Origin of the sequence: Nonomuraea ferruginea, assembly GCF_039540635.1 — a bacterium.
Taxonomy (GTDB): domain Bacteria; phylum Actinomycetota; class Actinomycetes; order Streptosporangiales; family Streptosporangiaceae; genus Nonomuraea; species Nonomuraea ferruginea.
The window spans coordinates 30648-57634 of sequence record NZ_BAABFD010000025.1 but is presented as its reverse complement, the minus strand read 5'-3'; the positions used below and the strand labels follow the sequence as shown (position 1 = coordinate 57634).

Below are 26987 nucleotides of genomic sequence, written 5' to 3'. Positions count from 1 at the left end.
CCCGCCTGCGATCGTGGGCGGGTGAACCAACTCGTGGAACGCGTCGACGAACAGGACGATGTGCTCGGCGTGGCCGACCGCGCGGAGGCCGCCAGGCGGGGCTGGCTGCACCGCGTCGCCACCTCGATCTGCCGTGACGAGGAGGGCCGGATCCTCGTCTTCCGGCGCTCCGACCGTGCCGACCGCTTCCCCGGCTACTACGACGTGACGGTGGGCGGGGCCGTCACCCCAGGGGAGTCCTACGAGCAGGCGGCGGCCCGCGGGCTGGCCGAGCAGCTGGGCGCGCGGGTGCCGGTGCGGCCCGTGGTCAGGTTCCTGTGCCGGGGCGTGTCCGGCTCCTACTGGCTGGGGGTGCACGAGGCCGTCCTGGCGGGGGAGCCGCGGCCCGACCCCGAGCGGGTGCCGTGGCACGGGTGGATGAGCGAGGGCGAGCTGCGGCTGGCCGTCTGGCGCTGGCCGTTCACCCCCGACGGCCAGGACGCCTTCACCCGCTATCTCGCCCTAGCCCGCCGCTGACTCCTTCAGGAAGCCCGCGAGGGCCGCCGCCAGCTCGGCGGGCGCGTCCTCGGCCAGGTGGTGCCCGCCCTCCACGGCGTGGCCCCGCACGTCCTCCGCCCACGAGCGCCACACCCCGACCGGGTCGCCGTACAACTCCTCCATGTCGTCGCGGGTCGCCCAGAGCACCAGCACCGGGCAGCCGATCCTGCGGCCCGCCGCCCGGTCGGCGTCGTCGGCGGCGCGGTCCGGGCCGAGCCCGGCCCGGTAGTCCTCACACATCGCGTGCACGGTCGCGGGGTCGTGGATGGCGCGGCGATAGTCCTCGTACGCCTCCGCGCCCATCTGCTCGGGACCGGAGCCGTACCACGCGTCCGGGTCGGCGTTGATCACCCGCTCGGCGGGCTTGGCCGTCTGACCGAGGAAGAACCAGTGCCACCAGCGCGCCGCGAACTCCGCGTCGCAGCGGGCCAGCGCCTCGCCGATGGGGACCGCGTCCATGATCACCAGGTGCGTCACCGCGTCCGGGTGGTCGGCGGCCAGCCGGTGCGCCACGTAGGCGCCCCGGTCGTGGCCGGCCACGGCGAACCGGTCGTGGCCCAGCGCGCGCATGAGGGCGACCAGGTCCCGTGCCATGGCGCGCTTGGAGTAGGGCTCGTGGCCCGGAGTGGTCTGCGGCTTGGACGAGCGCCCGTACCCCCGCAGATCAGGACAGACCACCGTGTGGCGGGCGGCGAGCAGGGGAGCCGTCCGGTGCCAGGTGGCGTGCGTCCTGGGGTGGCCGTGCAGGAGCAGCAGCGGCGGCCCGTCGCCGCCGTGCCTGACGTACAGCTCCGCCTCGCCGGTGTCCACGCGGCTCTCCGCGAATCCGTCGAACATCCGGCCCGCTCTACCCGGCGGCGGGCCCGGGATGCGTCAGGGACAGCCCTGCCCGCCCGGCACGTGGCCGGACGCGTCCTCCAGCCGGGTCAGCACGATGCGCTGGAGCGCGTCGACGAACCGCTCGCGCTCGCCGGGTTCGAGGTCGGAGAGCAGGTCGTCCTCGACCGCCCTGATCTCGGCGGAGGCGGCCTCGCAGGCCTCGCGGCCGGCGTCGGTCGGGTCGACCAGCCGAGCCCGCCGGTCGCGCGGGTCGGGGCGGCGGCGCACCAGGCCCGACGACTCCAGCTCGTCCAGGATGGCCACCAGCTTCGTCTTGTCCACCGGCACGGCGGCGGCCAGCGCGAGCTGGGTGCGCGCCGGGCCGCTCACGACCTCGACCAGGACCGTGTAGCCCCACAGGCTCATGCCGTGGCGGGCGGCGATCCGCTCCTCGATCCCGTGCAGGCCGATCTTGAGCCGGGCGGCCAGCCAGTGCAGGTCTCGCCGGAGCGGGCTGCCCATCTGACCACACATAACGCAAAGCGTATCAGCGACAAATAATTTGCCTTTGAGACGATTTATGATTGCATCTATCTCGTACGCCAACGAATCGGTCCGAACGAGAGGAGCAGGCATGGACACCGGCCTGCGAGAGCGCGTCGTCCTGGTGACCGGAGGGTCGTCCGGCATCGGCGCCGCCACCGCCGTGGCCTTCGCCCGTGAAGGCGCGAAGGTCGCGATCACGTACCGGAAGGGGGAAGAGGCGGCCCGCGCGGTCGCGGCGGCGATCACGGAGGCGGGCGGCGAGCCGTTCGTCACCCCGATGGACCTGGAGGACCTGCCGTCGGCGCGGCGCGCCGTGGACGCCGTGCTGGCGCGCTGGGGGCGGGTGGACGTGCTCGTGGCCAACGCCGTCCGCTGGGGCGGCGACGCGCCCGACCCGACGGTCCGGTTCGAGGACGTGCCGGTCGAGGAGTGGCTGGCCATGGTGGGCGCCAACCTGGTGGGCGCCGCGGCCGCCGTGCGGGGCGTGCTGCCCGGCATGCGTGCCCGCGGCTGGGGGCGGATCGTGCTGATCTCCTCGGGGGTCGCGGAGGAGGGCCTGCCCGGTCCCGGTCCGTACGGGACCGCCAAGGCGGGGCTGCACGGGATGGCCCGCGCGCTGGCGTGGGAGGGCGGGCGCGACGGCATCCTGGTCAACGTGGTCGCGCCCGGCTTCACGCTGACCGAGAAGGCCTCCGGATTCCCGCGGGCGATCATCGATCAGCTGGCGGCCGGCGTGCCGACGCGGCGGCTGTCGGATCCGGAGGACGTGGCCAGGCTCGTGGTCTTCCTGGGCTCGGCGGCCAACGGCAACCTGACGGGCGAGCTGGTCCGCGAGGGGTCGTCGGCCGCCCGCGCGCCTCACGTGGGCTGATCGGGCCCCTCGGGCGTGAAGCGGCGGGCCGACTCCGACTCCTGGGCGAGGCGGCGCAGCGCCTCCAGTGCCCGCCCGTACAGGACCGTGCCGAGCACCAGCGCCTCGACGGCGGTGTCACGGTCGTCGCTCGCCGGGATGGCGTCGAGATCCACCTCCCGCACCAGCCGCTCCGCCATCTCGGCATATTTGCGGATATCGTCGCCCATGCCGAGCCGGCGCATCCTGGCCATGGTCTGGGTCAGTTCGTTCCTGCCCGGGGCCTCGGGGTTCACCTGCCAGCCGAGGTCGGCGATGAGCGCGTCCACCTCGGCCTTCGCGGCCTCCCACTCGGGCGTCGGCTCCGGCTCGACCTGGGGGCTCAGCGCGTAGTGGGCGGTGCCCAGCATGTGGTGGAAGGGCAGCGACTCGTCCTCGATCGCGGCCACCACCTTCTTGACGGCCGCGATCGGCAGCCTGCCGACCTCCACCATGGCCCTGATCAGGCGGAGCCTGCGCAGGTGGGACTCGTCGTATTCGGCGCGGGTGGCGGCCACCTGCTCGCCCTGGTGGAGCAGCCCCTCGCGCAGGTAGTACTTGATCGTGGGTATGGCGACGCCGGACCTGGCGCTCAGCTCGGACATCCGCATCTGTTGGATAGTAGCACTATCCATGCCGTGCCAGATGCCGGGCCGCTCCCAGTAGATCGTGCACCTCGGCCTGGCGGTTCCACAACAGCACGATCTCGATCGGCGGCACGTCCTCCGCGATCGGCACGAACGCCAGCGACTCCGGCACCGGCGTCCCCTCCCGCACACACAACGTGTATCCGGCGCCGTCGGCCACCATGGCGATCACCAGCTCGTGCGTCGAACCCGAAGCTCCCAGCCGGGGATGCAGCCGTTGCCGCACGAACGCCTCCAGGAACCGCCGCGCCCCCGCCACCGCCTCCGACTCCGGCATCACCAGCGGCTCCGCCGCCAGCGCGGCCAGCGGCAGCCGCCCCCGCGACGCGAGCCGATGGTCGCGGGGAAGCAGGGCGCGCACGGGGGAGCGATGCACGAGCATGCGCGCCACCCCACGCGGCAGCGAGCCCGGCGCGTACCCGAGCCCCGCCTGAAGCGTTCCATCCATCAGCGAGACGAGCTGCTCCGCCGTGCCCATCGGCGCGACCCGCAGCGGCGCGTCCGGCAGCGGCGACAGCAGCCGCGCCACCACGTCGCCCAGCCCGTCCGCCACCCCCAGCCGGGTGCACTGATCCGTGCGCCGCGCGGCCGCCACCGCCCGCTCGAACGCCGCCACCGCCACCGTCGCCTGCGCCAGGAACGCCTCCCCGGCCGCGCTGAGCCGGACCCCGCTTGAGGACCGGGTGAACAGCTCCACCCCGATCTCCTTCTCCAGCGCCCTGAGCTGCTCCGACAGCGTGGGCTGGGCGATGTGCAGGACGGCCGCGGCCCGGCGCAGGCTCCCGGCGCGGGCGATCGTGATCGCGTACCTGATGTGCCGCAGATCCATCGGACACCTCGCCAGTCAGATGATCGCACCTCTGTCTTACAGAACCCGGCAGCGGGTGTGAAGACCCGGAGTCGATTGCGGAAGGGTGAAATGGTGCCTCACTCGCCGACATGTAGGGGATGTCCTGACAATTCCTGGAGATGAGGGGGCCGACCATGGGGACCGCCCGTGGATGACGACCGGAGGCGCCGGTTCGAGGCCGTGTACCAGCAGACCTACGAGCAGATACTCGGCTACGCCGTACGGCGCTGCGCCACTCCCGAGGACGCCGCCGACGTGGTGGCCGAGACGTTCGCCACCGCCTGGCGGCGCGTCGACTCCCTGCCGCGCGGCGACGAGGCCAGGTTGTGGCTGTACGGGGTCGCCAGGAACGTGCTCGCCAACCACCGCCGGGGCCAGGCGCACCGGCAGTCGAGACTGGCGACGCTGACCGCCGACATCGCCGACGTCTACACCCGCTCACCGGAGGGCACCGCCGATCGGGACGTGATCGCCCGGGCGTTCGCCGGCCTGCCCGACGCCGACCGTGAACTGCTGGCGCTGGTCGCCTGGGAAGGGCTGGACCACGGCCAGATCGCCACCGTCCTGGACATCTCCCGCAACGCCGTCCGGATCCGCCTGCACCGGGCACGCAAGCGCCTTTCCCAAGCGCTGGAAGACGACGGAATCACCGCCAACCGATTCGCCGTGGAGCCGACATGAACGAACTGCAAGGGCTCGCCCGCGTCCGTGACGAGGACCTGGCGGGCCGATCCACCGGGCCGGCGGCCCGAGCCCTCTTCGACGCGATCCTCACCGCCGAGCCTCCGTCCCCGGCGAGGACGCGCCGGCCGAGGCGCCGCCTGCTCCTCGGGCTCGCGGTCGCCGCCGCGTTCACGTCGGCCCTCGTCGTCGGCCCCACCCTGGTGGCCGGCCAGCACGGCGCGACCTCGTACGCCAACGCGGCGATGCACATCGAACTGCGGGACGGCCTCTGGGTCGCCAGGGTGAAGGACCCGCACGCCGACTGGGCTCTGTACGAGGAGGCGTTCCGCGCGGTGGGGGTCGACGTGACGCTGGAGATCGTGCCGGCCGCACCCGACCACGTGGGCCATCACCTCGGTGGGGGAAGGTCCGTAATGACGTCGGGAGGTCCCAACACCCTGGTCACCGGCATCGAGCCGGACGGCTGCCTGATCGGGGAGGAAGGCTGCCATCTGGTCATCAAGGTGGACGAGAACCTGAGCGGCCGCGCCTACATCAGGCTCGGCCGGGCGGCCAAGCCCGGTGAGGTGTACAAGTCGCACGGCACCGCCACCAAGGCGGGCGGGATGCTGAGCGGCTTCCGGGTGGACGAGCGGCCCGTGAGCGTGGTGCGGAAGGAAGCGGAGCGGCGCGGTCTCCAGGTGGTCTACCAGATCATCGAGCCGAACCGGGGCGGCCAGGGATTCGGCCTCGATCCTGACGACCAGTCGCTTCCCGTCGGCGACGACTGGATCGTCTGGGACGCCGAACCGCACGCCGACGGCGTGGTCCGGCTCATCGTGTCGGAGGAACGCGTGCCCCTCAACCCCCTCTACGGCGGCCCCAAGCCCCGCGAACTGACGAGCGGCCGGTAACGCGCACAGCTATGCCCCTGGCTCTCAAGGCACTCGGAGTCGGGGGCTTTCCGCTGCGGCCGTAAGCATCTATTGTCCCGGCTCAGGACGGTGGCCGGACGGGACGAACTGCTCGGCCTGATGGAAATCCCCGTCATCCGCACCGCCTACCTTTCTTGGAAGGTGCCGGAAATCCAGGAACGGCCGTTCAGGAGCGTGATGTTCACAAGATGGAGCCGGCCGGTACTGGCCGGATTATGCTGCGCGACCCTGATGTCGTGCGGCTTCCTCGACCAGGACCGAGGTGAACCTCGGCACCGCTACTCCGACATCACGGAGTTCGGCCACGTCGTCGCCAACGCCTTCCGGATCACCCACCCCGAATATTCGCTGACGCGCGCCGACTGGGCATGGGAACGCGAGGAGGGCGAGATGGCCGTCGAACTGGGCATCGAGCCGCTCCTCGGCCCCGAAACCGGCGCCTCCGCGAATTTCCTCATCCGCCAGGACAGCGACTCAGGACGCCTCTACTACACGGAACCCTATGGCCGCGCGCATCTGCAGGTCGAGAACGTTCTTCATGAACTCGACACGCTGCCTGACACCACCGCGTTGACCATGACGCTTCGCCGCCTCGGAAGGTCCGGAGCCGAGACCGTACCGGCGAAGAAGGAAGTCGACGAGGTGCTGAAAGAGATCGGCCGGACAAAGGATGTGACCGCGGTCGTCGAATGGAAGAAACCTATGACCGCTGAGGACGTCCGGAGCAGGAAACATCTGCATTTCGACAACGCGATTCTCGCGCCTCCCACTCGGCGCGACCCGATCGTCTACTGGGACTACAGCCCGAGGCCGTACTGCCAGAGCTGTCAGGGTAGCTCCGACAGGATGACGCAGAGCTTCGAGGCCTGGGTGAACCGCCTGGAGCCATCTGACGAGCCGGCGCTGCGTCACTTCGGCTTGAGCCTCGACCGGCTCAGAAAGGCGGCCAGTGGAAAGTCGTACGGCTACATCGAGCAGGACGCGAACCCGGTTCTTCTGCGTAAGCTGCTGAAGCTGAACCATGTCAAGACCATGTACATCGTGCGGACCCGGGATCACTGCGAAGACGATGAACACGGCGAATGCGTTCCCGCCGCCTGGCCCAAGGACGACGACCAGCTTTACGGCTGAAGAAGGACTCGGGTGGCCTGTGAAACTTTCACCGTAATGTCGCAAATTTCGACCGGAAGCCCTGCCTCTCTTCCCAGGTGACCATGAACAGCGTTCCCAAGGACGCCCTTGAAGTGGCATTTAGCGGCTGACCGGATCGGCCGCATCGACGCGCCGTGCTGGACCGGCCTGCGACGCCCTCCTAATCTCCGGGCACCTGGCACTTCCGAAACGGAGAGGTGTGAATTGACCGTACGCTCGAAAGGACGTCGTCTGGCGGCGTCGATCGCCGCCGCCCTCGCGGCCCTGGCCGTCGCACTCCTGCCGATCAGCCCCGCACACGCGGCATACGGCCCGGACCAGCCCGTCTACGTGCAGCTCAATGCGACCGGCGGCTACGGGGCGCTGGCCCTGCTGGACGGCACGGTGGCGTTCGACGACGGGAACACGAAGTACCGCTACGCGCTGCGCCTATGCTGGCAGAGCGCCTACCCCGCGCCCTACTTCCAGATCATCGTCAACGGCGCGAACTCGACATGGCCCGTGGAGTCCGGCACCACGACCGCTCCCGGGTGCCAGCGGGTCTTCCTGTACAACGCCGAGGTGCAGTTCGGCGGCACCGTGAGCAACGTCCGCTTCGACGTGACCGGAGGCTGGTTCAGCAGCAGCGGATACATGATGCGCACCAGGAGCAGCATCACGTACGACAACCCCTTCAACTGACCACCGCGTCCCCGGGACTGGGGCGTCCCTGCTCATCGCGGGGACGCCCTCGATCTTGACGAACGCCGTTTCGAGGGTCTATCGGGCCAGACGGCCATCGGCGGGGCGGTCAGCGCACGCGAAGCCCTCATCGAACCAGGGATCGGCGCATGATCTCCCCACTCAGCGCAAGGAGAGATGACACTATGTGACTATGCGCCCACCCCGAACAAGATCCTTCAATACCGCGGGCCCATGTGACTCCCAGCTCCACTACATGCTGCCGCCCACGCCGCGGCTTCCCCAGGCGCGAGCGCTGATCGACATGGACCGGTACTTCGTGGTCCACGCGCCCCGGCAGACCGGCAAGACGACCGTGCTGGAAGCCCTGGCATCCGAGCTGACCGCAGAGGGCGACATCGCCGCCCTGATGTTCTCCTGCGAGCGCGCCAAGTCGGCCGGTGACGACTACGCGGCGGCGGAGGAGATCCTGCTGAAGTCCCTCCGCCAGGCCGCCGAGTGGTCGGGATGGCCGGAGGAGCTGCTGCCACCGGATTCCTGGCCGCAGGCTCCGGCGGGCACCAGGCTCGATTCGGCGCTGACCGAGTGGTGCCGCCGCAGCCCGCGCCGGGTGGTGCTGCTCCTGGACGAGATCGACGGCCTGCAGGGCAACAGCATGGTCAGCATTCTCAGTCAGCTCCGTGACGGTCACAACTCGCGGCCGAAGGGGCGTCCGTTTCCCGCGTCCGTGGTGCTGTGCGGGTTGCGCGACGTGCGTGACTACAAGGTCGCCTGCGGTGGCGACGCCGACCGGTCGAACCCGATCAGCCCGTTCAACATCGTCACCAAGTCGCTGCGCCTGGGTGACTTCACCGCCGGCCAGATCGGCGAGCTGTACGACCAGCACACCGAGGCGACCGGCCAAGAGTTCACCAAGGACGCCGTCGACCGGGCCTTCGAGCTGACCCAAGGACAGCCATGGCTGGTCAATGCCCTCGCCCACGAGATCATCATCAAGATGGGGGTGACCGGCGCCGTCACCGCCGGGCAGGTGGACGAGGCCAAGGAGCGGTTGATAAGGGCGCGCGCCACCCATCTCGACGCGCTGGTGGCCCGGCTGCACGAGCCCCGGGTCAAGCGGGTGATGGAGCCCGTGGTGGCCGGATCGTTCCCCGAGGTCGACCCCACCTTCTCCGACGCGCTGTCGTACGTCCGCGACCTGGGCCTGGTCAAGCAGAAGCCCCCGCTGGAGGTGGCGAACCCGATCTACCGGGAGGTCGTCCTGCGGGTGCTGGGCGACCTGGCGGAACAGTACGTGATGGCCGATCCGCGCTAGTTTCGTCATGCGAGACGGCCGTTTCGACCTGGAGCGCCTCCTGCGAGAGTTCGTCGTGTTCTGGCGCGAGCACGGCGAGGTGCTCATCCAGCAGGAGAACTACCACGAAGCCGCCTGTCAGATCATCCTCATGGCGTATCTGCACCGGCTGGTCAACGGCGGCGGCCAGCTCGACCGGGAGTACGCCGCGGGCACCAAACGTCTGGACGTGCTGGTCCGCTGGCCTTACACCACGCCGTCCGGCCGTCAGGTCAGGGTTCTGCGTGCATAGCGAAGTACGTGAACGCAGGCGGTGGCCTCGTCGACTCTCGTCGCAGACAACCGGTGCGGTGTTGGAGCCGATTTATTCACCACTGATCGCGGCTATATGACTACACGTTGAGAGCAATCTGGATAAGGAGATCGAATTACCGATTACCGAGAAAATCTTGCCCGTTGGGTTTCGGTCGAGACTCGCCCAGCATAGCGATCCATACGACTATCGGCCGATGGCAGTGTCCCTGCCTGCCGCGAAGAAGAAACATCCCAACATGAAGATCTATGCAATCAGAGTGATGTATTGATTGCGTAGGTCAGTTGCGGCGTGGGCGGTTCCCGAGAGGGGGCCGTCCACGCTCGCTGACACCGCTCACCTGCAGAAAGGTGCGTAGATATGAGGGCGAAGTGCGCGGCTGCCCTGGTGGCTATCGTAGTTTTAATGAATCTGAGCGGCGGCTGTGCTACGTGCGCCCTGTCTCAGGGGGCGCCGGTGGTGCTTCCCGAGGATGGTGCGCCTGCTGATGTGGTTGTCCGCACGTATCTTAATGCCGTTGAGGCGCGTGACGACGAGGCGGTCCGTTCATTATCGGCGCCACCCTATTACGAGCGCGTTCACGGTTGGTTCAATAACCCCATCAATGCCTGGGCAAGCGTTAAGGTTTTTGAGGTGAGTGAGCCGCATGCCGACGAGTATGGGCCTGGCGGCTATCGGCAAGTTCAAAGGGTTTATGTTGATATCGAGGTCAAGCGGTGTAACGAAGAGCCACCGAATGACGATCGTAACTACCCTTATAGCTTCCTGGTGGGAAGGCAGTCGGAAGCGGCCTCTTGGAAGATCTCCGACTTCGGAGGCCTGGGCTGAACTCCTATGGTTTCGCCGGATGTAGACGCCGAGTTGCGGCGTGCGGGGCCCTGGAAAGGAGGTCGCTGCGATCGTAGAACTGACGAAGCCTTTGACCATGGATGAAATGCGGAGGCGCAAGCGCCTGCCCGTGGACGACACGGGCTACTTAGGGCCCTTGTGCGGGGTTGTCTGCGTGTTGTCGGATCCGGCGACGAAGAGGCCACTCCCGCGGGCGGTGATGAGCAGGCCCTCGCTCTTGAGCACGTAGGGCCTTCTTCGCGGTGTTCCGGGATAGCCCGGACTCCTCCTCCAACTGCGTCTGTGACGGCACCTTCCGTCCAGGTCGAAACTCGCCCGCTTCGTCGTGGGCGCGCAGCGCGTCCGCCAGTTGGAGGTAGGGCGCTCGTATTCCGTCTCGATCGATTTCCACGGCAGCAGGACTACGCGGCCAGGTTGGGCCCAAGATAGGTAGGCTCTATGCCTGATATTCCCCTGTGACTGGCCCGGCTCTACAGGCAATGTCGGGGCCGGCGCTCGCCGATGGACTCGTACCACGGGCCGCACGTGGCCGATCTCCTGCCGGAGGCCGAAATGGTGGAATGGCGGGCGAGCCTTTCTCTCGTGCATCGGGTACGAGTTCGTAAGCATACGTGCAGCTGTCGGTTCCCAATCTTCGAACTGTGCAGCGGCGGCGGTTTGTGGTTCGTCCGCCGGCTCGCTGAGGAAAATTCGGCGTGCGGTGTCGGAAGCCCGTGGAGGGGTTGTCGGGCTGCTCAGGAGCTGCGGCTGCGGATTCTGCGGGGAAGGGCCGGGTAGGAACACCGAGTCGGCGACTGGGGCGTCCCCGCTCTTTGCGGGGACGCCCTCGATCTTGACGGACGCCGTTCCGAGGGTCTATTCATGAACGGCCCGAGTCGGCAGCCACTATTGGTCCGGAGGTCGGAGCTCATGGCACAGCGGGCAGTTCGTTCCAGGTAGTCGGTTCACCACCTCCGCAGCGCAGAGAGCAGAGTTCATCACGGTTCTCCGTGCTTGGCGAAGTATCGCCTCATGATCAAGAATGACAAGCTGAACCCGCTCTTAAGGGCTCCACTCACGAGAAAGGCTATGTGGTGGATCGATTACTCAGTGTTGTCGTGATTGTGGCACTGTTGTCGGGCTGTTCGGCGCCGGAAACATCGGTACGAACTCCATCCTCCGCCCCGGAACCTGCCCGTCCGTTGACCTCGGCTGATCGACCCCCTTTCGAGGACCGGCCATTGATGAATCTGAAGAAGAAGGCCAAAGGGAAAATCGCCTTATCTCACGTCGACAGCAAGGGGAGCATGCCTACTGGACGGGCCGGGCGAAGCTTGGCGGCTCTTTCAAGGTCGCGGTGGATTGTGTGGGGCCTCAAGGAGAGGTGGTCATCGATGGTGTCGAGGCCTTTCATTTCGTCCGTCAGTGCATCTCGGGCTATACAACTTATACGGTCGATCGATATCCTTCGGGACCGCTGGAAACCCATAAGGTCACCGTTCGGGCATCTGAGGGGATCAAGTGGGCCATACTTGTCACCCATCTACCTTGAGCACTTTTCATCCTGAGTAGCGGCCTTCTTCGATGAGCTGCAGGACGAGGATGGCCTGCACGATCGTGGTGGCGCGGTGTGGGCAGCAGCGCAGGCGGGACAGGACTTTCCAGGTTTTCAAAGTGGCAACGGCGCGTTCCCCGCAGGCGCGGATGCGGGCGTGTGCGCGGTTGACCGAGCGCTGATGGCGTGACAGTGGCGGCCGCAGCCGGTGGCCTTTGAACGGGGTGCGGATGCTGCCGCCCGCGCCTTGATATCCCTTGTCGGCGAAGGTCTTCACTCCTGCGGCGGTGAGCGCGTCGATCAGGCCGGCGGCGCGGGCGGCGGTCAGGTCGTGCGTGGCACCGGGCAACGCGGGTGAGGCCCAGACGATCCGGCCGGCCGGATCGGCCAGGACCTGCACGTTCACGCCGTGGCGTCGGTGTTTTCCGGAGTAGTACGGCCGTTCGTCGGCCAGCCGGTCGATCGGGATCAGGGTGCCGTCCAGGATGGTGTAGGCCAGCCGACCGGCGCGTAAGACGGCGGCGTGGACGTCGTCGGCCAGCATGGCGAGCAGGTCGGCCGCCTCGCGGACGTAGCGCCAGGCGGTGCTGGTGCCGACGTGGAAGCCTGCGGCCAGCCGGGCGTAGGTGTCGCCGTTGCGCAGGTGGGCCAGTACCAGCAGGGCTTGCCGGGACGGGTCCAGGCGTCGCCACCGGCAGCGGCGCTCGGCACGCTGGGCACGGATCAACTCGGCCAGGCGGATCAGGGTGCGATTGGACAGCGGAATCGCGGCACGGTATGACAGCAACGAGGCTCTCCGGTAGAGGCATCGGATCTTGGTCGACTGCTGTCTTACCGGGAGCCTCTTCTCGTGTCGACCGGTCCCGGCGTCGTCCCTGCTGACCAGCGCGATCAGGTTGGAAAAGCCTCCTTGAAAGCTGATGCAAGTCACACAGCCAAACCCGGCCGGGGCCTGCCCTGGCGGCTGGGGTGATGTCGTGACCGGTGCCGGCCTTCTGCGGAAGTGCGTAGCCGTCGCGCTGATGCTCGTGTTCCTGACCGGCTGCGAGTCCGACGGGCGCGACGTCCAGGTGGGCGATGGGCGCGAGCACTTCTATGTCGTCGCCAGGAACGGGATCTCCGTCGCGAATCCCGAGTTCCGCTTCGCCACGGTGTCGTGGCCGAGACGACCTGCCGACGAGCATTCCGTCCGGGTGGCGGCGGAGCCGCAGTGGGCCCGCGCCGGGGAGGAGCCCTATTCCGTCCAATCATTCGACATCTACCGCAACGTCCGTGGCAGCACCCTGATCTCTCCCGCCGGGACGTCCGATATCCACAAGCCGGTGTTCCCCGATACCCGCATGCGCCAGGTGCTGCGGCGACTCGGCGCGGAGAAGCAGCCGGACGACAGCGCCGGCCTGCTCGACCAGTTGGGCAACGGTGTCGCCGTGACGGCCGTCGTCGAGCTGCGCACCCCGATGACCTCCGAACAGTACGAGAACGCTTACGGAGTCCGTGGGGACAACATCCTGATCTCTTCCGGGCTGGCCGGCGACGTCCCCCTGTACTGGGACAGGACCCCGGCATGCGAGGAGCGGCGGGTGGCGCGCAACTGTGAGGACCTGCCCCTCTTCGAAGAGTTCCGCGCGTGGGTCGCCCTGCTCCGCTCGGCCGACCAGAGCGTCCTGTCCGCTGTGGGGCTTCAACTGCCGAACGTGCAGGAGGCCGCCGCACGTGGCCGCATCGTCGGGTACGTCGACGACAACACCGCTCCGAGCGAGCTGCGCCTGCTCCTCGACGACAAGCGGGTCCGCGCCGTCCACATCGTCGACGCCCGGCTCAACTGCGAGACCGCCGGCAGCATGGTGTGCGAGCCGGCTCTGTGGTGACCGGGGTCCCTGGACGTGTGCCATGTCGCCCGGCCCGGAGCCGCACCGGGCGACATGTCAGTTGCCGGACAAACGGCCGGTGAGCGGGTGCCCCGGCCGGTCCAGCCAGATCCGCTGCCCGTCCGGCCCGACCGTCATGCCGAACCGATCGAAGTCGGGCTCACCCCAGCCCACCCACCGGAAGTAGGCGTCCGTGACCTCCTCCCAGACGGGCCGGTCGCCCACCTGGAACACTTCGTACTCCTCGCAGCCCGGCCGCCAGTCCATCACGGCCCAGGTGTCGGGGTTGCGCGGGTCGGTGACCCACATCCGGTAGAGCTCCCCGTCCTCGTCGGGTTCGTCGCTGCCGTGGGCGGTGAGCCCGGTCATCGCTCCGATGGCGAGATCGGCTCCGATGGGGGCGTAGGCGATCGTGCGGGGGTCGATGCGGGTGGTGAGGTGCCGCTTGTTCTCCGTCTCATGAGGTTGCCGGCCTGGGAGGGAACGCTGGGCACGCATCAGCATGTACGAGGCGAGCCCGGGGAACCGGCCATGGGCGACGCCGTCAGGGGTGACGACGAGCCGGAGCGCGAAGTTGGTCTGGAAATCCTGCATGAAGGGCGCCGCGATCACGGCTCCCGGTCTTGACTGCTCCACCCACGTGTACGGCACCGTACGAACACCGCAGGTGACGTGCACACGGTCGTACGGCGCCCTCGATGGGCAGCCCTCCGCGCCGTCGCCGACGATCAGGTGCGGCTGGAACCCGGCGTCGCCCAGGTTCTTCGCCGCCTGCTCCGCCACCACGGGATCGACCTCGATCGAGGTCACGTTGGCCGCGCCGACGATATGGGAGAGCAGGGCGGCGGTCCAGCCGGTGCCGGTGCCGATCTCCAGCACCCGGTGGCCCGGCTCGGGGTTGAGCCACTCCAGGAAGCGGGCGATGATGCAGGGTGCGGAGGACGCCGACGTGTGGCGGCCGGAGGCGGCCCTGATATCGGTGGAGCCGTCGTCAAGCTGCGCGACGATGGGGATGTCGGAGTAGACCGCCTCCCACCAGGCGGCGGGGTCGGCCTCCCGGTCGATGACGTGTTCGTCTCCGTCGTCGGGGCAGGCCAGGGCGACGGGCGGCACGAACAGGTGGCGCGGCACCGCGCGCATGGCGTCGGCCACCCGCCGGTCCAGGGGGCCGAGATTCTGGATGAGTGCCTCGGCGCTGTTGCGGGAGCTGATCATTTTTTCTTCTCGTCCTTCCCGTCGCCCTTGGCATGCCTGCCCTTCCCGCCCGGCCAGCTGTCGTCCTTCGGCTCCTGGCCGGGCTTGAGCGGCTTGTCCTTCTTCGGTTCCCCTGCGTGCTTCCCGCCCATCGGCGTGGTCTCCTCTCGCGGCCTCGGTGACTCCAAGTGATCGCAAGATTACGTCAAGGTGCAAGAACGCGCTTTGGTCAAGAATTATTATTTGCACCGCTTGACTGGGGGCCTGTCTGAGCATAATTTTCACCGCATGGAGCTCCTTGGCCGGATCAGGACCGAGCGGCATGAGATGCCCGACGCGCTGCGCAAGGTGGCCGACGCCATCTTGGAGAACCCCGCCGCGGCCGCCCGCCTGACCATCGTCGATCTCGCCGAGCGCAGCGGCACCTCCACCGCCACCATCACCCGCTTCTGCCGCGCCCTCGGCTTCGGTGGGTACGCGGAGCTGCGGGTCGCCGTGGCCACCGAGATGGGACGGGTCAACCAGCAGACCTGGCAGACCGACATCGGCCAGGAGATCCTGCCCGGCGACACCCTGGAGAAGGTGCTGGGCGTGGTGTCGGGCAACGACATCCGGCTCATCCAGGAGACGGGCGACCAGCTCGACCTGGCCGTGGTGGAGAAGGTGGCGCAGGCCATCGCGCGGGCGGGGCGGGTGCTGCTGTTCGGGGTGTCGAGCAGCGCGGCCGTGGCCAGCGAGATGGAGTACCGGCTGCAGCGCATCCGCATCCCCACCTGGAGCAGGTCCGACGCGCACAGCGCGCTCACCGACGCGGCGCTGCTCGGGCAGGGCGACGTGGCGATCGGCATCTCCCACAGCGGCCGGACGCGCGAGGCGATCGAGGTGCTGGCCGAGGCCGGCAGCCACGGCGCGATCACCGTGGCCGTGACGTCGAACCCGCGCTCGCCGCTGGCCGAGGTGGCCGAGCTGGTGCTGACCACCGCCAGCAGGGAGACGACGTTCCGGTCCGACGGGTTCGCCGCGATCCACTCGCAGCTGCTCGTGCTGGACGTGGTCTACGTGTCGGTCGCGCAGCGTACGTACGAGCGGACCAAGCAGGCCTTCGACGTGACGGTCAGGGCCGTGGCGGGGCACCGCCTCTCGGAAGGTGATTCATGACGATAAATCCGGAAAAATTCGCCGACCATATCGCCGACCTCGTCGAACAGATCCCCGCCGACCCCGCCATCCAGAAAGCCGCCGACCTCTTCGTCAAGGCGTTGACCAGCGGCGGCGTCATCCACGCCTTCGGCTCCGGCCACTCCGAGGCCGTCGCCATGGAAATCGCCGGCCGGGCCGGCGGCCTCGTCCCCACCAACCGTCTCGCGCTCAGGGACCTCGTCCTGTACGGGAACGCCCCCCGGGAGACGCTCGACCGCTACGACCTCGAACGCGACCCGGCCGTCGCCCGCACCATCCTCGACCTGGCCCCGGTCGAGCAAGAGGACCTGTTCGTCGTCATCTCGAACTCCGGCGTCAACGGCGTCGTGGTCGAGCTGGCGACGCTGGTCAAGGAGCACGGCCACGACCTGGTCGCCATCACCTCGCAGGCCCACAGCGGCGCGGTCGCCTCCCGTCACCCCTCGGGCCGCAAGCTCACCGACCTCGCCGACGTCGTGCTCGACAACCGGGCGCCGTACGGGGACGCGGTGCTGCCGCTGCCCGGCGGCGGCGCCACCGGCGCGGTCTCCACCATCACCTCCGCGCTCATCGCCCAGCTCGTCGTGGCGCGGACCGTACGCGACCTGCTGGAGGCGGGGCAGGCGCCGCCCGTCTACCTGTCCGCCAACGTGCCCGGGGGCGACGAGCACAACCTCAAGCTCGAAGCGCTGTACGAGGGCCGCCTGCGCCGCGGCACCTGACCACGATCTCGGGGGACCGTTCGACATCGGGGGACCGCACACCAAGGAGAAGCCCACCCATGTCACGAAATGTCGGAAAAATCCTGCTGTCCTTAACCCTCCCCCTCGCCCTCCTCATCACCACCCTCGTGGCCTCCCCGGCGGGCGCCGCCCAGTCGGTACGCCTCCAGTACCGCACCAGCGCCCCCGGCGCGACCACCGCCCAGGCAGAGCCCTGGCTCCAGCTGATCAACGACGGCACCACCACGATCCAGCTGAACCAGGTCAAGATCCGCTACTACCTCACCGGCACCGAGACCTACCGCTTCGCCTGCTCCTGGGCCGTGGTCGGATGCTCGACCGTGACGGGACACTTCGTCGACCAGGAGGGCCCGGCCCAGTACCTGGAGGTGGGCTTCACCTCGGGCACCCTGGCCCCCGGCGCGAGCACCCGCGACCTGCAGCTCCGCTTCTACCGCGCAGACTGGCAGACGTTCACCCAGAGCGACGACTACTCCTACGGCCCCCAGACCTCCTACACCGACTGGGACAAGGTCACCGTGTACGTCGGCGGCACCCTGGCCTGGGGCACCCCCTCGGGCAGCGACCCCGGCCCGACGCCCACGCCGACGGACCCGCCGCCCGGCCCCGGCGGCGTGCTGTTCGACGACTTCTCGTACACGAACTCGTCCGACCCGCGACTGGCCCAGCGCGGCTGGACCGTGCGCTCCAGCTCCGGCGGGCCGGGCGTGCCCGGGGCCACCTGGTCGCCGTCGGCGATCACGTTCCCCGGCGGGCTGCTGACGCTCGACTCGCGCACCGACGGCACCGCCGGCGGGACCGTGCACACCGAGCTGTCGACGGCCGGCCGGAAGTTCTTCGAGGGCACGTACGCGGCCAGGGTGCGCTTCAGCGACGCCCCGACCAGCGGCCCGGACGGCGAGCACGTCGTGCAGACGTTCTTCACCATCACCCCGCTCCGCTTCAACCTCGACCCGGACTACGGCGAGCTGGACTTCGAGTATCTGCCGAACGGCGGCTGGGGCGAGCCCTCGAACATCCTCTACGCCACGAGCTGGGAGACCTACCAGGGTGAGCCGTGGCAGGCGGTGAACACCCACACCGAGGAGCGCGCGAGCTTCGCCGGCTGGCACGACCTGGTGATCCAGGTGTCGGGCGGGCGGATCAAGTACTACGTGGACGGCCGCCTGTTCGCCGACCACGGCGGGATCCACTACCCCGAGACACCCATGTGGATCATGTTCAACCAGTGGTTCATCGACCTCCAGGCCGCCACCGGCACCCGCACCTACCGCCAGCAGGTCGACTGGGTCTACCACGCCAGGAACGAGGTCGTCTCGCCCGCCGGCGTGCTGAGCCGGGTCGGCGACCTGCGCGCCGAGGGCACCTCGTTCCGCGACACCGTCCCCAACTCCTGAGAGAGCGCGATGAAGCACCGACTCACCGCCGCGGTGGCGGCCCTGGCCCTGGCCGCGGCGGCGTGCGGCTCGGACGCCGGGACCGGCGCGGCGCCCGAGAGCAGCGGCCCCGCCGGGCTGACCGTCTGGATCATGGACGGCAGCGTCACGCAGGACCTGCTCAAGACGTTCGAGACCGGCTACGAGGCCGCCCATCCTGAGGTGGACCTGGACATCCAGATCCAGGCCTGGGACGGCATCGGCGAGCGGGTGACGGCCGCGCTGGCCAGCACCGACGCGCCGGACGTGATCGAGGTCGGCAACACCCAGGTCGCCCAGTACGCGGCCAGCGGCGGCGTCACCGACCTCACCGCCAAGGTCGCCGACCTCAGGGGCGAGGACTGGCTGCCCGGCCTGGCCCAGCCGGGGAACATCGACGGCAAGCAGTACGGGATCCCCTGGTACGCGGCGAACCGGGTGGTGGTCTACCACAAGGACCTGTTCGCGAAGGCCGACGTCCAGCCACCGAAAACCCGTGATGAATGGCTGGAAATCACGAAAAAGCTGAATCAAGGGGGTAACCAGGGCATCTACCTGACCGGGCAGACCTGGTACGCGCTGGCCGGCTTCATCTGGGACGAGGGCGGCGACCTCGCCGTCCAGGAGGGCGGCCGGTGGAAGGGCGCGCTCGACACCCCGCAGGCCCTCGCCGGCATGGAGTTCTACCAGCGCCTCCAGGCTCTCGGCAAGGGCCCCAAGGACGCCGACGAGGCCAACCCGCCGCAGCACGAGGTGTTCGCCCAGGGCAAGGTCGCGCAGATCATCGCGGTGCCCGGCATCGCCGCCCGCGTCCTGGAGGTCGAGCCGGAGCTCAAGGACAAGATCGGATATTTCCCGATCCCGGGGAAGACGCCCGACAAGCCCGGCTCGGTGTTCACCGGCGGCTCCGACCTGATCGTCCCGGTCGCCTCCCAGCACCAGGAGGAGGCGTACGAGGTCGTCAAGGCGCTGGCCGGGGAGGAGTTCCAGACCGACCTGGCCAAGGCCATGAGCTTCGTGCCGAACCGCACCTCGCTCGCCGGCGTGCTCTCCGGCGACGAGGGCACCGCCGCCATGGCCACCGGCGCCGCCAACGGCCGGGCCACCCCCAACACCCCCAACTGGGCCGCCGTCGAGGCCACCTCGGTCATCAAGCAGTACATGACCGCGGTGCTCACCGGCGGCGACCCCGCGGCGGAGGCGAGGAAGACGTCGGAGTCCATCACGGCCACCCTCAACAGCGGGTCCTGAGTGCGCGGCCGTCCCTTCTGGCCCTACCTGCTCATCGCGCCCACGGTGGCCGGTGGGGCCTTCCTCCTGCTCTACCCGGTCGCCAAGGCGGCGGTGATCTCCCTCCAGCACTTCCGCATGGGCGAGCTGATCAAGGGCGGGGCCGCCTTCATCGGCTTCGGCAACTACGCGGAGCTGCTGTCCGGGGACGAGTTCTGGGCGGTGCTGCTGCGCACCGTCTGGTGGACCGCGGTGAACGTGGTGCTCATCGTGGTCCTGTCCACCGCCGTCGCGCTGCTGCTCGTACGGCTGCGGCGCGGCATGCGGCTGGCCCTGATGAGCGCGCTGGCGCTGGCCTGGGCCACCCCGATCATCGCGGCCACCACCGTCTTCCAGTGGCTGTTCCAGTCGGAGCTGGGCGTGGTCAACTGGCTGCTGGTCACGCTCGGCCTCGACTCCTTCCGCGGCTACACCTGGTTCGCCGACGGCGACGCCACCTTCGCGGTGCTCGTCGTGCTGGTGGTCTGGCAGTCGGTGCCGTTCGCGGCGCTCACCCTCTACGCCGGGCTGACCACCATTCCCGCCGAGCTGTACGAGTCGGCGCGGATCGACGGCGGCACCGGGTGGCAGATCTTCTGGCAGGTCACGCTGCCGATGCTGCGCACCCTCTTCGCCCTGATCGTCTCGCTGGAGGTGATCTGGGTGGCCAAGTGCTTCCCGCAGATCTGGGTGCTCAGCCAGGGCGGGCCGGGCGACGCCACGACCACCCTGCCGGTGTACGCGTTCAAGATCGCCAGGGTGCTGCACCGGTACGACCTCGGCTCGGCGGTCGCCATGCTCACCGTGCTGATCCTGGTCGTGGCCCTGATCAGCAACCTGCGACGGATGGTCGGATCATGAGAAGGCTCGCCCTGAACGCCGTCGCGCTGGCCGTGCTGGTGGTGACGATCTTCCCGGTCTACTGGATGTATCTGACGGCGTTCAAGCCGACCCGGGACATCCAGGCGGCCACCCCCACCTTCTGGCCCTCCTCGCCGACGCTCGACCACTTCGTCACGGCCGTGAACGCGCCGGGGTTCTGGACCTTCTGGCGCAACAGCCTGCTGGTGACGGTGGCGGCCGTGCTGCTGGCGCTGGTGGTGGCGATGGCGGCGGCGTTCGCGGCGACGCGGATGCGGTGGCGGGGCCGCGGCGCGTTCGTGGTCATGGTGTTCGCCGCCCAGATGGCGCCGTGGGAGGCGCTGCTGGTGCCGGTGTTCATCATCGCCAGGGACACCGACCTGCTGGACTCGCTGGCCATGCTGACCGGGGTGTACTTCATGATCACCCTGCCCTTCACCATCGTCACGCTCCGCGGCTTCCTCGCCGCGATCCCGCCGGAGCTGGAGGAGGCGGCGCAGGTGGACGGGTGCTCGCGGCTGGTGGCGTTCCGGCGGGTGACGTTCCCGCTGCTGGCGCCGGGGCTGATGGCGACGTCGCTGTTCGGGTTCATCACGGCGTGGAACGAGTTCGCGTTCGTGAACGTGCTCATCATCAAGGACCAGGACAAACGCACGCTGCCGGTCTGGCTGTCGTCCTTCCGCGACGTCTTCGGCACGGACTGGGGAGCGACGATGGCGGCGGCGGGCCTCTTCGCCCTGCCGGTCCTGCTGCTCTTCCTCTTCCTGCAACGCCGCGTCGGCACGGGCATGACCGCGGGCGCCGTCAAAGGCTGACGCGCCGCGGGCTCAGGCGGGGGAGGTGAACGCGGCGTGGGCCTCCTTCGCGCGGTCCTCCGGCAGGTGGTCGCGGGCCGCCAGCCAGGCCGCCGCGCCCGCCGCGTCGCCCGCCGTGCGGACCTGCTCGCCGGCCAGCAGGTCGAGGACGTGCTCGCGTACGGGGCCGTCGTTGGTGAGGACGCTCCCGGCGAGCACCACGGGGCCCGAGACGTGGATTCTCCGTACGGTGGAGGCCAGGTGTTCGGCGGCCCGCCGGGTGATCGCCAGCGCGGCCGGGTCCCCGTCGGCGGCGGCGCGGCTCACGAGCGGGGCGAGCTCGGCCAGGCGCATGTGGTCGCCCTGGATCAGGCGGACGAACCGGTCGTCGGTCTCGCGCGCCGTGGCGCCTCGCCAGTCGCCGAGGAAGTGGGTCACCACCAGATCGGCCAGCCCGCCAGAGGCGGGGGTGGAGGGAACGTCGAAGGCGGCGGCGGTGTGCTGGGCGGCGGCGCGACCGATCCAGAAGCCGGAGCCCTTGTCGCCCAGCAGCCAGCCGAGCCCGTCGGCGATCCGGTGCAGCCGGTAGGACCTGATGGCCGACGCCACCGCTCCGGTGCCCGAGAGCAGGAGCGAGCCGTCGGGGGCGGGGGTGCCCGCGGTGTAGGCGATCTCGACGTCGCCCGTCAGCCGGGGCGCGGACGGGATGCCCAGGTCGGCCCAGGCCTTGGCCAGGTCGGGCGCCATCTGCTCGACGTGCCCGGCGACCCCGGCGAGCGAGGCCACCACCCGGGAGCCGTCGTGGCCGGAGAGGGCCTCGCGCAGCGCGCCGGTGATGGCGGCCACCGCCTTGTTCAGCCCGTGCGCGGTCGGGTTGCCCGCGCCCGCTCGCGCGTACCCGACCCGGGCGCCGTCGAGGGTGTGGACCGCCACCCGGGTGGCGGTGGCACCGGCGTCGATCCCGACCACGAGCGAAATAGTCACGATCAGATTGTGGGTCTTGACGTGACCGGTAAGCAAGAATAATTTTCGCCGAAAGGCCGGATGTTCGGAAGGAATGTTCGTGACTCCAGGTGCCCTGGGCCGCATCGAGACCGAGCTCCCCGCTCTGCCCGAGGCGTTGCGCAGGGTCGGCGAGGCGATTCTCGAGGACCCGGCCGAGGCCGCGCGCTCGACCATCATCGCGCTGGCCGAGCGGGCCGGCAGCTCGCCCGCGACCGTGACGCGCTTCTGCCGGGCGTTCGGCTTCTCCGGCTACGCCGAGCTGCGGGTGGCGCTGGCCACCGAGACCGGCAGGGCCGCGCAGGCCGGCTGGGGCGCGGGCGTGGGCCACGAGATCGGCCCCGACGACCCGATCGACGCCGCCATCGAGGTGATGGCCGCCGCCGACACCCGGCTCATCCAGGACACCGCCGCCCAGCTCGATCCCGAGGTGGTCTCGAAGGTCGCCGACGCCGTGGTGGCCGCCCGCCGGGTGCTCCTGGTCGGGGTCTCCACCAGCGGCAACGTGGCGACCATGCTGGAGGGCCGGCTGCGCCGCATCGGCATCCCGTGCTGGAGCGCGTACGACGCGCACGTGGCCCTGTCCGAGGCGGCGCTGCTGCGCGGCGGCGACGTGGCCATCGGCATCAGCCACAGAGGCCGCACCCGCGAGGTGATGGAGTCGCTGGCCGAGGCCGGGAGCCACGGCGCGCTGACCGTGGCCGTCACCTCGTTCGCCCGCTCACCGCTCGCGGAGCTGGCCGACCTGGTGCTGACCACCGCCAGCAGGGAGACGACGTTCCGGCTCGGCGGGCTGGCCGCCGTGCACTCCCAGCTGTTCGTGCTGGACGCGGTGTACGTGGCGGTCGCGCAGCGGACGTACGAGCGCACCAACGAGGCGTTCGAGCTGACGATCACTGCTGTCGAGAGTCACCGGGTGGAGAGAGGCTGAATGACGTACGCAACCGTGGCACTGGAGCTGGCCCGTCAGGTCGCGGAGAGCCAGGCGGAGCCGGTCGGGCGGGCCGCCGCGGCGCTGGTCGCCGGGCTCCGCGCGGGCGGTGTGGTAAACGCTTTCGGTTCCGGCCATTCCGAGGCCATCGCCATGGAGATCGCCGGACGCGCGGGCGGGCTGGTGCCGAGCAACCGGCTCTCGCCCAGAGACCTCGTCCTGTTCGGGGGAGAGCCGCCCGGCGTGCTCACCTCCGAGCTGGAGCGCGACCCGGCGATCGCGCACCGGATCTACGCGCTGGCGCCCGTGGACCCGCGCGACGTGTTCGTACTGATCTCCAGCTCCGGCGTGAACGGCGCGGTGGTCGAGCTCGCCACGATCGTCAAGGAGCGCGGACACCCGCTCATCGCGATCACCTCGGTCAGGCACAGCGTCCAGATGACCTCACGCCACCCGTCGGGCGGCAAGCTGCTCGACCTGGCCGACGTGGTCCTCGACAACGGCGCCCCGTACGGCGACGCGGTGCTGGAGCTGCCGGGCGGGGGAACCTACGGCGCGGTCTCCACGATCACCTCGGCGCTGCTCGCACAGCTGATGGTCACCCAGACGGTCGAGCGGCTGGTGGCGCTCGGCGAGACGCCGCCCGTCTACCTGTCGGCCAACGTGGCCGGCGGCGACGAGCACAACAGAGCCCTGGAGAGCCGGTACGCAGGGCGCATCCGACGTTGAGCCAGACAAGTCAGGAGTAGTACCTATGGCGAACACCCCCCACATCACCCGGCGCGGCCTTCTCCGCGCCGCGGCGCTGGTCCCCGTGGCCGGCGCGCTCGCCGCCTGCGCCACCCCGCAGACCCAGGCGCCGGCCTCGTCGGCGGCCCCGGCGGCCACCAGCGCGGCCAACCCGCTCGGCGTCGACGCCAAGAAGCCGCTGGAGGTGTGGATCTTCGACGGCGGCTTCGGCAACGCCTACGCCACCGACATCCACCAGCCGCTGTTCAAGACCAAGTACCCCGACGCCGAGATCAAGCACAACGTCACCAAGGAGATCACCAAGGTCCTGCAGCCGCGGTTCGCCGGCGGCAACCCGCCCGACGTGATCGACAACTCCGGCGCGAACGCCATGGACATGGGCGCGCTCGCCCAGGACGGCCAGCTCCAGGACCTCGCCCCGCTGCTGGACGCGCCGAGCTGGGACGACCCGAACGTCAAGGTCAAGGACACCTTGGACCCGGCCGTCGTCGAGTTCGGCACCTACGACGGCAAGTTCCACGTGCTCGGCTACGTCAACTACATCCACGGCATCTGGTATTCGCAGAAGACCTTCAGGGACAACGGCTGGACCGTGCCGAAGACCTGGGACGAGTTCCTCGCCCTCTGCGAGACGATCAAGAAGGCCGGCAAGATGGCGCCGTTCACATACGCGGGCAAGCACCCGCAGTACCTGTACGAGCCGCTTCTCACCATGGCCGCCAAGATCGGCGGCAACGAGGTGCTGGTCAACATCGACAACCTGGAGGACGGCGCCTGGTCCGCCGAGCCGGTGCGGCAGGCGGCCGAAGCCTGGGCCGAGGTCGGCGCCAAGTACCTGATGCAGGGCACGGCCGGCCTCGACCACGTGCAGACCCAGACGGCGCAGAACAAGAACGAGGTCGCCATGCTGCCGTGCGGCTCGTGGCTGGAGAACGAGCAGAAGACCACCACGCCCGAGGGCTTCGAGTACGGCATGTTCCCCATCCCCGACTTCACCGCCTCCGACAAGATGCCGTACGGCACCCTGCACACCCAACCGGGAGAGTCGTTCATCGTGCCGTCGCGGGGCGCCAACCCGCAGGGCGGCATGGAGTACCTGCGGGCGATGCTGTCGAAGAAGGCGGCCGGCGACTTCAGCGAGCTCGTCAGCACCGTCTCCGTGGTGAAGGGCGCGGGCGAGGGCCGCGACCTGTCGCCGGGCGCCAAGAGCGCCACCGAGGCGCTCGCCGCCGCCGGCGCCAACACCGTCTACTACCGCTGGCGCAGCTGGTACGGCCAGCTGCACGACGAGGCCGTGGCCGCCACCGGCCAGCTCATGACCGGCGGCGTCACGCCCGAGAAGTACGTGGAGCGGCTGCAGAAGAAGGCGGACGAGCTGAAGGCCGACTCCGCGATCAAGAAGTACAAGCGCTGATGTTCAACACGTACCGCCGGGGCCTGTTCATCCTGTCCTTCCTGGCGGCGCCCGTCACGCTCTACCTGGTCTACGTGATCTCGCCGTACATGCAGGCGTTCTACATCGCGATGACCGACTGGCGGGGGGTGACCGCCACACCCAACTTCATCGGGTTCGACAACTTCATCCGGTTGTTCTCCGACGGCATCTTCTGGAAGGCGGTCACCCACAACGCGGCGCTGCTCGTGCTGCTGCCGCTGCTGACGATCGTCATCGCCCTGTTCTTCGCGTTCCTGCTCAACGTGGGACGCGAGGGGCGGGGCGTGGCGGGCGTGGCCGGGTCCAGGTTCTACCGGGTGGTGTTCTTCTTCCCGCAGGTGCTCGCCGTGACCGTGGTCGCGGTGCTGTTCCAGCAGGTGTTCAGGCCCGACGACAGCGGCATGCTGAACGCGCCGCTGATGGCCATCGGGATGGACCCCGTCGGCTTCCTGTCGGATCCGGACATCGCGTTCTGGTCCGTCCTGGGCGTCATGGTGTGGCAGGCGGTCGGCTTCTACGTGGTGCTGTTCTCGGCCGGGCTGGCGTCGATCCCGCGCGACATGTTCGAGGCGGCCCAGATCGACGGGGCCGGCCGGTTCAGCCTGTTCTTCCGCGTCACGCTGCCGCTGCTCTGGGACACCGTGCAGGTCGCCTGGGTCTACCTGGGCATCCTGGCGCTGGACGTGTTCGCGATCGTGTGGGTGATGACCGACCAGCACGGCGGGCCCGACTTCTCCACCACCGTGATGGCCACCGAGATCTACCGCAACGCGTTCCAGTACTTCCGCTTCGGCTACGCCTCGGCGCTGGGCGTCGTGATGTTCTTCTTCACCATCGGCTTCGCGATCCTGTCGCTGCGCCTGTCCCGCCGCGAACGAATCGAGTACTGACGACAATGACCACGACATCATGGACGGTCGCGAACTCGCGCAGTCTCGCCCGCCGCGAACGCCGCAGGCGGCTCGGGCCGCTGTCGATCCTCACCCACATCGCCCTGCTGGTGTGGACGGTGCTGACCGTGGTGCCGATCCTGTGGACGTTCCTCGCCTCGGTGAAGAGCGAGGAGGAGATCTTCGGCGACGCCTGGTCCCTCCCCGCCGCCCTGCAGTGGGACAACTTCGCCCGCGCCTGGGAACAGGCACAGATCGGGCAGTACATGCTCAACAGCGTCGTCGTCGTGTCGTTCAGCACGTTCGGCACCATGCTGGTCGGGTCGATGGCCGCCTACGTGCTGGCCCGCTACCCGTTCCGCGGCAACCGGGCCGTCTACCTGCTGTTCGTGTCGGGGCTGGCCTTCCCGGTCTACCTGGCGCTGACGCCGCTGTTCTTCGTGGTGCAGAACATGGGGAACGTCCCGCTGGTCGGCCCGTTCATCGGGCTGAACACGCACGCCGGGCTGGTGCTGGTGTACATCGCGTACTCGATGCCCTTCACCGTGTTCTTCCTGTCGGCGTTCTTCCGTACGCTGCCCACCGCGGTCGCGGAGGCGGCCAGGGTCGACGGGGCCTCGCACACCCGCGTGTTCTTCCAGATCATGCTGCCGATGGCCAAGCCGGGGCTGGTGAGCATCACCATCTTCAACGTGCTCGGCCAGTGGAACCAGTACCAGCTGCCGCTGGTGCTGCTGCAGGAGCGCGACAAGTGGGTGCTCACCCAGGGCATCGCCGACATCTCGACCGCGGCGGGCTACGACCAGGACTGGGCGGCCCTGTTCGCCGCGCTGACCCTGGCCATCCTGCCGATGCTGGTGGTCTACACGGTCTTCCAGCGCCAGATCCAGGCCGGGCTCACGGCGGGGGCACTCAAATAACCAATCATGAATATGGCTCGCGTGCAC

Annotated in this window: 30 protein-coding genes; 21 read left to right on the top strand and 9 right to left on the bottom strand. The window is 69.1% G+C overall.

What is annotated here, in order from left to right; genetic code table 11:
- The first annotated feature begins 21 nt into the window (after positions 1 to 21).
- On the top strand, positions 22 to 516 hold the full coding sequence (locus ABD999_RS37065) for an NUDIX hydrolase (RefSeq protein WP_148033670.1): 495 nt from the start codon (positions 22 to 24) through the stop codon (positions 514 to 516).
- On the opposite strand, the gene ABD999_RS37060 is transcribed toward ABD999_RS37065, so the two are convergent.
- Both ABD999_RS37060 and ABD999_RS37055 read right to left on the bottom strand, forming a co-directional pair.
- Positions 502 to 1374 (bottom strand): alpha/beta hydrolase, encoded by an 873-nt coding sequence (locus tag ABD999_RS37060; RefSeq protein WP_271276016.1) that lies wholly within the window; start codon positions 1372 to 1374, stop codon positions 502 to 504. The genes ABD999_RS37065 and ABD999_RS37060 overlap by 15 nt on opposite strands.
- A gap of 36 nt (positions 1375 to 1410) precedes the next feature.
- Positions 1411 to 1890 carry a MarR family winged helix-turn-helix transcriptional regulator gene (locus tag ABD999_RS37055; protein ID WP_148033668.1) on the bottom strand — a complete coding sequence of 160 codons (480 nt, stop codon included), beginning with the start codon at positions 1888 to 1890 and terminating at the stop codon, positions 1411 to 1413.
- A 100-nt stretch (positions 1891 to 1990) separates the two neighbouring features.
- Here ABD999_RS37055 and ABD999_RS37050 point away from each other — a divergent pair, with 100 nt between their 5' ends.
- On the top strand, positions 1991 to 2773 hold the full coding sequence (locus ABD999_RS37050) for an SDR family NAD(P)-dependent oxidoreductase (RefSeq protein ID WP_271276015.1): 783 nt from the start codon (positions 1991 to 1993) through the stop codon (positions 2771 to 2773).
- Here ABD999_RS37050 and ABD999_RS37045 read toward each other — a convergent pair.
- On the bottom strand, positions 2761 to 3402 hold the full coding sequence (locus tag ABD999_RS37045) for a MerR family transcriptional regulator (RefSeq protein ID WP_271276014.1): 642 nt from the start codon (positions 3400 to 3402) through the stop codon (positions 2761 to 2763). The genes ABD999_RS37050 and ABD999_RS37045 overlap by 13 nt on opposite strands.
- Positions 3403 to 3418: 16 nt before the next feature.
- A complete protein-coding gene (locus tag ABD999_RS37040) occupies positions 3419 to 4267 on the bottom strand; it encodes a LysR family transcriptional regulator (RefSeq protein WP_271276013.1) in 849 nt (282 codons plus the stop codon).
- 168 nt (positions 4268 to 4435) lie between these two features.
- On the opposite strand from ABD999_RS37040, the gene ABD999_RS37035 reads away from it, so the two are divergent.
- The 7 genes from ABD999_RS37035 to ABD999_RS37005 all read left to right on the top strand — a co-directional run bounded on the left by ABD999_RS37035 (position 4436) and on the right by ABD999_RS37005 (position 10154).
- Positions 4436 to 4969 (top strand): RNA polymerase sigma factor, encoded by a 534-nt coding sequence (locus ABD999_RS37035; RefSeq protein ID WP_271276012.1) that lies wholly within the window; start codon positions 4436 to 4438, stop codon positions 4967 to 4969.
- A complete protein-coding gene (locus tag ABD999_RS37030) occupies positions 4966 to 5865 on the top strand; it encodes a hypothetical protein (RefSeq protein WP_271276011.1) in 900 nt (299 codons plus the stop codon). The genes ABD999_RS37035 and ABD999_RS37030 overlap by 4 nt, the downstream gene beginning before the upstream one ends.
- 90 nt (positions 5866 to 5955) lie before the next feature.
- Positions 5956 to 7017 (top strand): hypothetical protein, encoded by a 1062-nt coding sequence (locus ABD999_RS37025; RefSeq protein WP_271276010.1) that lies wholly within the window; start codon positions 5956 to 5958, stop codon positions 7015 to 7017.
- 225 nt (positions 7018 to 7242) lie between these two features.
- On the top strand, positions 7243 to 7719 hold the full coding sequence (locus tag ABD999_RS37020; protein ID WP_148033661.1) for a hypothetical protein: 477 nt from the start codon (positions 7243 to 7245) through the stop codon (positions 7717 to 7719).
- 256 nt (positions 7720 to 7975) lie between these two features.
- On the top strand, positions 7976 to 9034 hold the full coding sequence (locus ABD999_RS37015; RefSeq protein ID WP_271276009.1) for an ATP-binding protein: 1059 nt from the start codon (positions 7976 to 7978) through the stop codon (positions 9032 to 9034).
- 7 nt (positions 9035 to 9041) lie between these two features.
- Positions 9042 to 9305 carry a hypothetical protein gene (locus ABD999_RS37010; RefSeq protein WP_271276008.1) on the top strand — a complete coding sequence of 88 codons (264 nt, stop codon included), beginning with the start codon at positions 9042 to 9044 and terminating at the stop codon, positions 9303 to 9305.
- A 477-nt stretch (positions 9306 to 9782) separates the two neighbouring features.
- Complete coding sequence (locus ABD999_RS37005; RefSeq protein WP_271276007.1) at positions 9783 to 10154, top strand: hypothetical protein; 372 nt, start codon at positions 9783 to 9785, stop codon at positions 10152 to 10154.
- A gap of 148 nt (positions 10155 to 10302) precedes the next feature.
- On the opposite strand, the gene ABD999_RS44035 is transcribed toward ABD999_RS37005, so the two are convergent.
- Both ABD999_RS44035 and ABD999_RS37000 read right to left on the bottom strand, forming a co-directional pair.
- Positions 10303 to 10566 (bottom strand): GntR family transcriptional regulator, encoded by a 264-nt coding sequence (locus ABD999_RS44035; RefSeq protein WP_378525374.1) that lies wholly within the window; start codon positions 10564 to 10566, stop codon positions 10303 to 10305.
- Positions 10567 to 11713: 1147 nt separating this feature from the next.
- A complete protein-coding gene (locus ABD999_RS37000) occupies positions 11714 to 12496 on the bottom strand; it encodes a transposase family protein (RefSeq protein ID WP_271276006.1) in 783 nt (260 codons plus the stop codon).
- Between the two features lie 190 nt (positions 12497 to 12686).
- Between ABD999_RS37000 and ABD999_RS36995 the strand changes: the two genes are divergently transcribed.
- A complete protein-coding gene (locus tag ABD999_RS36995) occupies positions 12687 to 13577 on the top strand; it encodes a hypothetical protein (RefSeq protein ID WP_271276005.1) in 891 nt (296 codons plus the stop codon).
- A 57-nt stretch (positions 13578 to 13634) separates the two neighbouring features.
- Here ABD999_RS36995 and ABD999_RS36990 read toward each other — a convergent pair whose 3' ends face one another.
- Positions 13635 to 14792 (bottom strand): methyltransferase domain-containing protein, encoded by a 1158-nt coding sequence (locus tag ABD999_RS36990; RefSeq protein WP_271276004.1) that lies wholly within the window; start codon positions 14790 to 14792, stop codon positions 13635 to 13637.
- Complete coding sequence (locus tag ABD999_RS36985) at positions 14789 to 14923, bottom strand: hypothetical protein (protein WP_271276003.1); 135 nt, start codon at positions 14921 to 14923, stop codon at positions 14789 to 14791. Before ABD999_RS36985 ends, ABD999_RS36990 begins: the two co-directional genes overlap by 4 nt.
- 136 nt (positions 14924 to 15059) lie before the next feature.
- On the opposite strand from ABD999_RS36985, the gene ABD999_RS36980 reads away from it, so the two are divergent.
- From ABD999_RS36980 to ABD999_RS36955, 6 genes are read left to right on the top strand one after another with little or no spacing between them, the layout of a single operon-like run.
- A complete protein-coding gene (locus ABD999_RS36980) occupies positions 15060 to 15929 on the top strand; it encodes a MurR/RpiR family transcriptional regulator (protein WP_271276002.1) in 870 nt (289 codons plus the stop codon).
- Complete coding sequence (locus ABD999_RS36975; protein WP_271276001.1) at positions 15926 to 16672, top strand: SIS domain-containing protein; 747 nt, start codon at positions 15926 to 15928, stop codon at positions 16670 to 16672. Before ABD999_RS36980 ends, ABD999_RS36975 begins: the two co-directional genes overlap by 4 nt.
- Positions 16673 to 16731: 59 nt before the next feature.
- Positions 16732 to 18090, top strand: a complete 1359-nt coding sequence (locus ABD999_RS36970) for a cellulose binding domain-containing protein (protein WP_271276000.1) — start codon at positions 16732 to 16734, stop codon at positions 18088 to 18090.
- Positions 18091 to 18099: 9 nt separating this feature from the next.
- A complete protein-coding gene (locus ABD999_RS36965) occupies positions 18100 to 19359 on the top strand; it encodes an extracellular solute-binding protein (protein WP_271275999.1) in 1260 nt (419 codons plus the stop codon).
- Positions 19360 to 20238, top strand: coding sequence for a carbohydrate ABC transporter permease (locus ABD999_RS36960; protein WP_271275998.1), 879 nt, complete (start codon positions 19360 to 19362; stop codon positions 20236 to 20238). It abuts the gene before it with no gap.
- A complete protein-coding gene (locus tag ABD999_RS36955; protein ID WP_271275997.1) occupies positions 20235 to 21053 on the top strand; it encodes a carbohydrate ABC transporter permease in 819 nt (272 codons plus the stop codon). The genes ABD999_RS36960 and ABD999_RS36955 overlap by 4 nt, the downstream gene beginning before the upstream one ends.
- A 12-nt stretch (positions 21054 to 21065) precedes the next feature.
- Here ABD999_RS36955 and ABD999_RS36950 read toward each other — a convergent pair whose 3' ends face one another.
- Entirely contained in the window at positions 21066 to 22016 is a 951-nt protein-coding gene (locus ABD999_RS36950) for an N-acetylglucosamine kinase (RefSeq protein ID WP_271275996.1), read from the bottom strand.
- Between the two features lie 73 nt (positions 22017 to 22089).
- On the opposite strand from ABD999_RS36950, the gene ABD999_RS36945 reads away from it, so the two are divergent.
- Genes ABD999_RS36945 through ABD999_RS36925 form a run of 5 tightly spaced genes read left to right on the top strand, consistent with a single transcriptional unit; the run spans position 22090 to position 26960 of the window.
- The gene (locus ABD999_RS36945; protein ID WP_219544253.1) at positions 22090 to 22965 is read left to right on the top strand and encodes a MurR/RpiR family transcriptional regulator; all 876 of its coding nucleotides are present in this window, start codon (positions 22090 to 22092) and stop codon (positions 22963 to 22965) included.
- On the top strand, positions 22966 to 23694 hold the full coding sequence (locus ABD999_RS36940) for an SIS domain-containing protein (protein WP_271275995.1): 729 nt from the start codon (positions 22966 to 22968) through the stop codon (positions 23692 to 23694).
- A gap of 25 nt (positions 23695 to 23719) precedes the next feature.
- Positions 23720 to 25129, top strand: a complete 1410-nt coding sequence (ngcE, locus tag ABD999_RS36935; protein ID WP_345483128.1) for an N-acetylglucosamine/diacetylchitobiose ABC transporter substrate-binding protein — start codon at positions 23720 to 23722, stop codon at positions 25127 to 25129.
- Entirely contained in the window at positions 25129 to 26040 is a 912-nt protein-coding gene (locus tag ABD999_RS36930; RefSeq protein ID WP_271278509.1) for a carbohydrate ABC transporter permease, read from the top strand. Before ngcE ends, ABD999_RS36930 begins: the two co-directional genes overlap by 1 nt.
- A gap of 5 nt (positions 26041 to 26045) precedes the next feature.
- A complete protein-coding gene (locus ABD999_RS36925; RefSeq protein WP_148033643.1) occupies positions 26046 to 26960 on the top strand; it encodes a carbohydrate ABC transporter permease in 915 nt (304 codons plus the stop codon).
- Positions 26961 to 26987 lie beyond the last annotated feature (27 nt).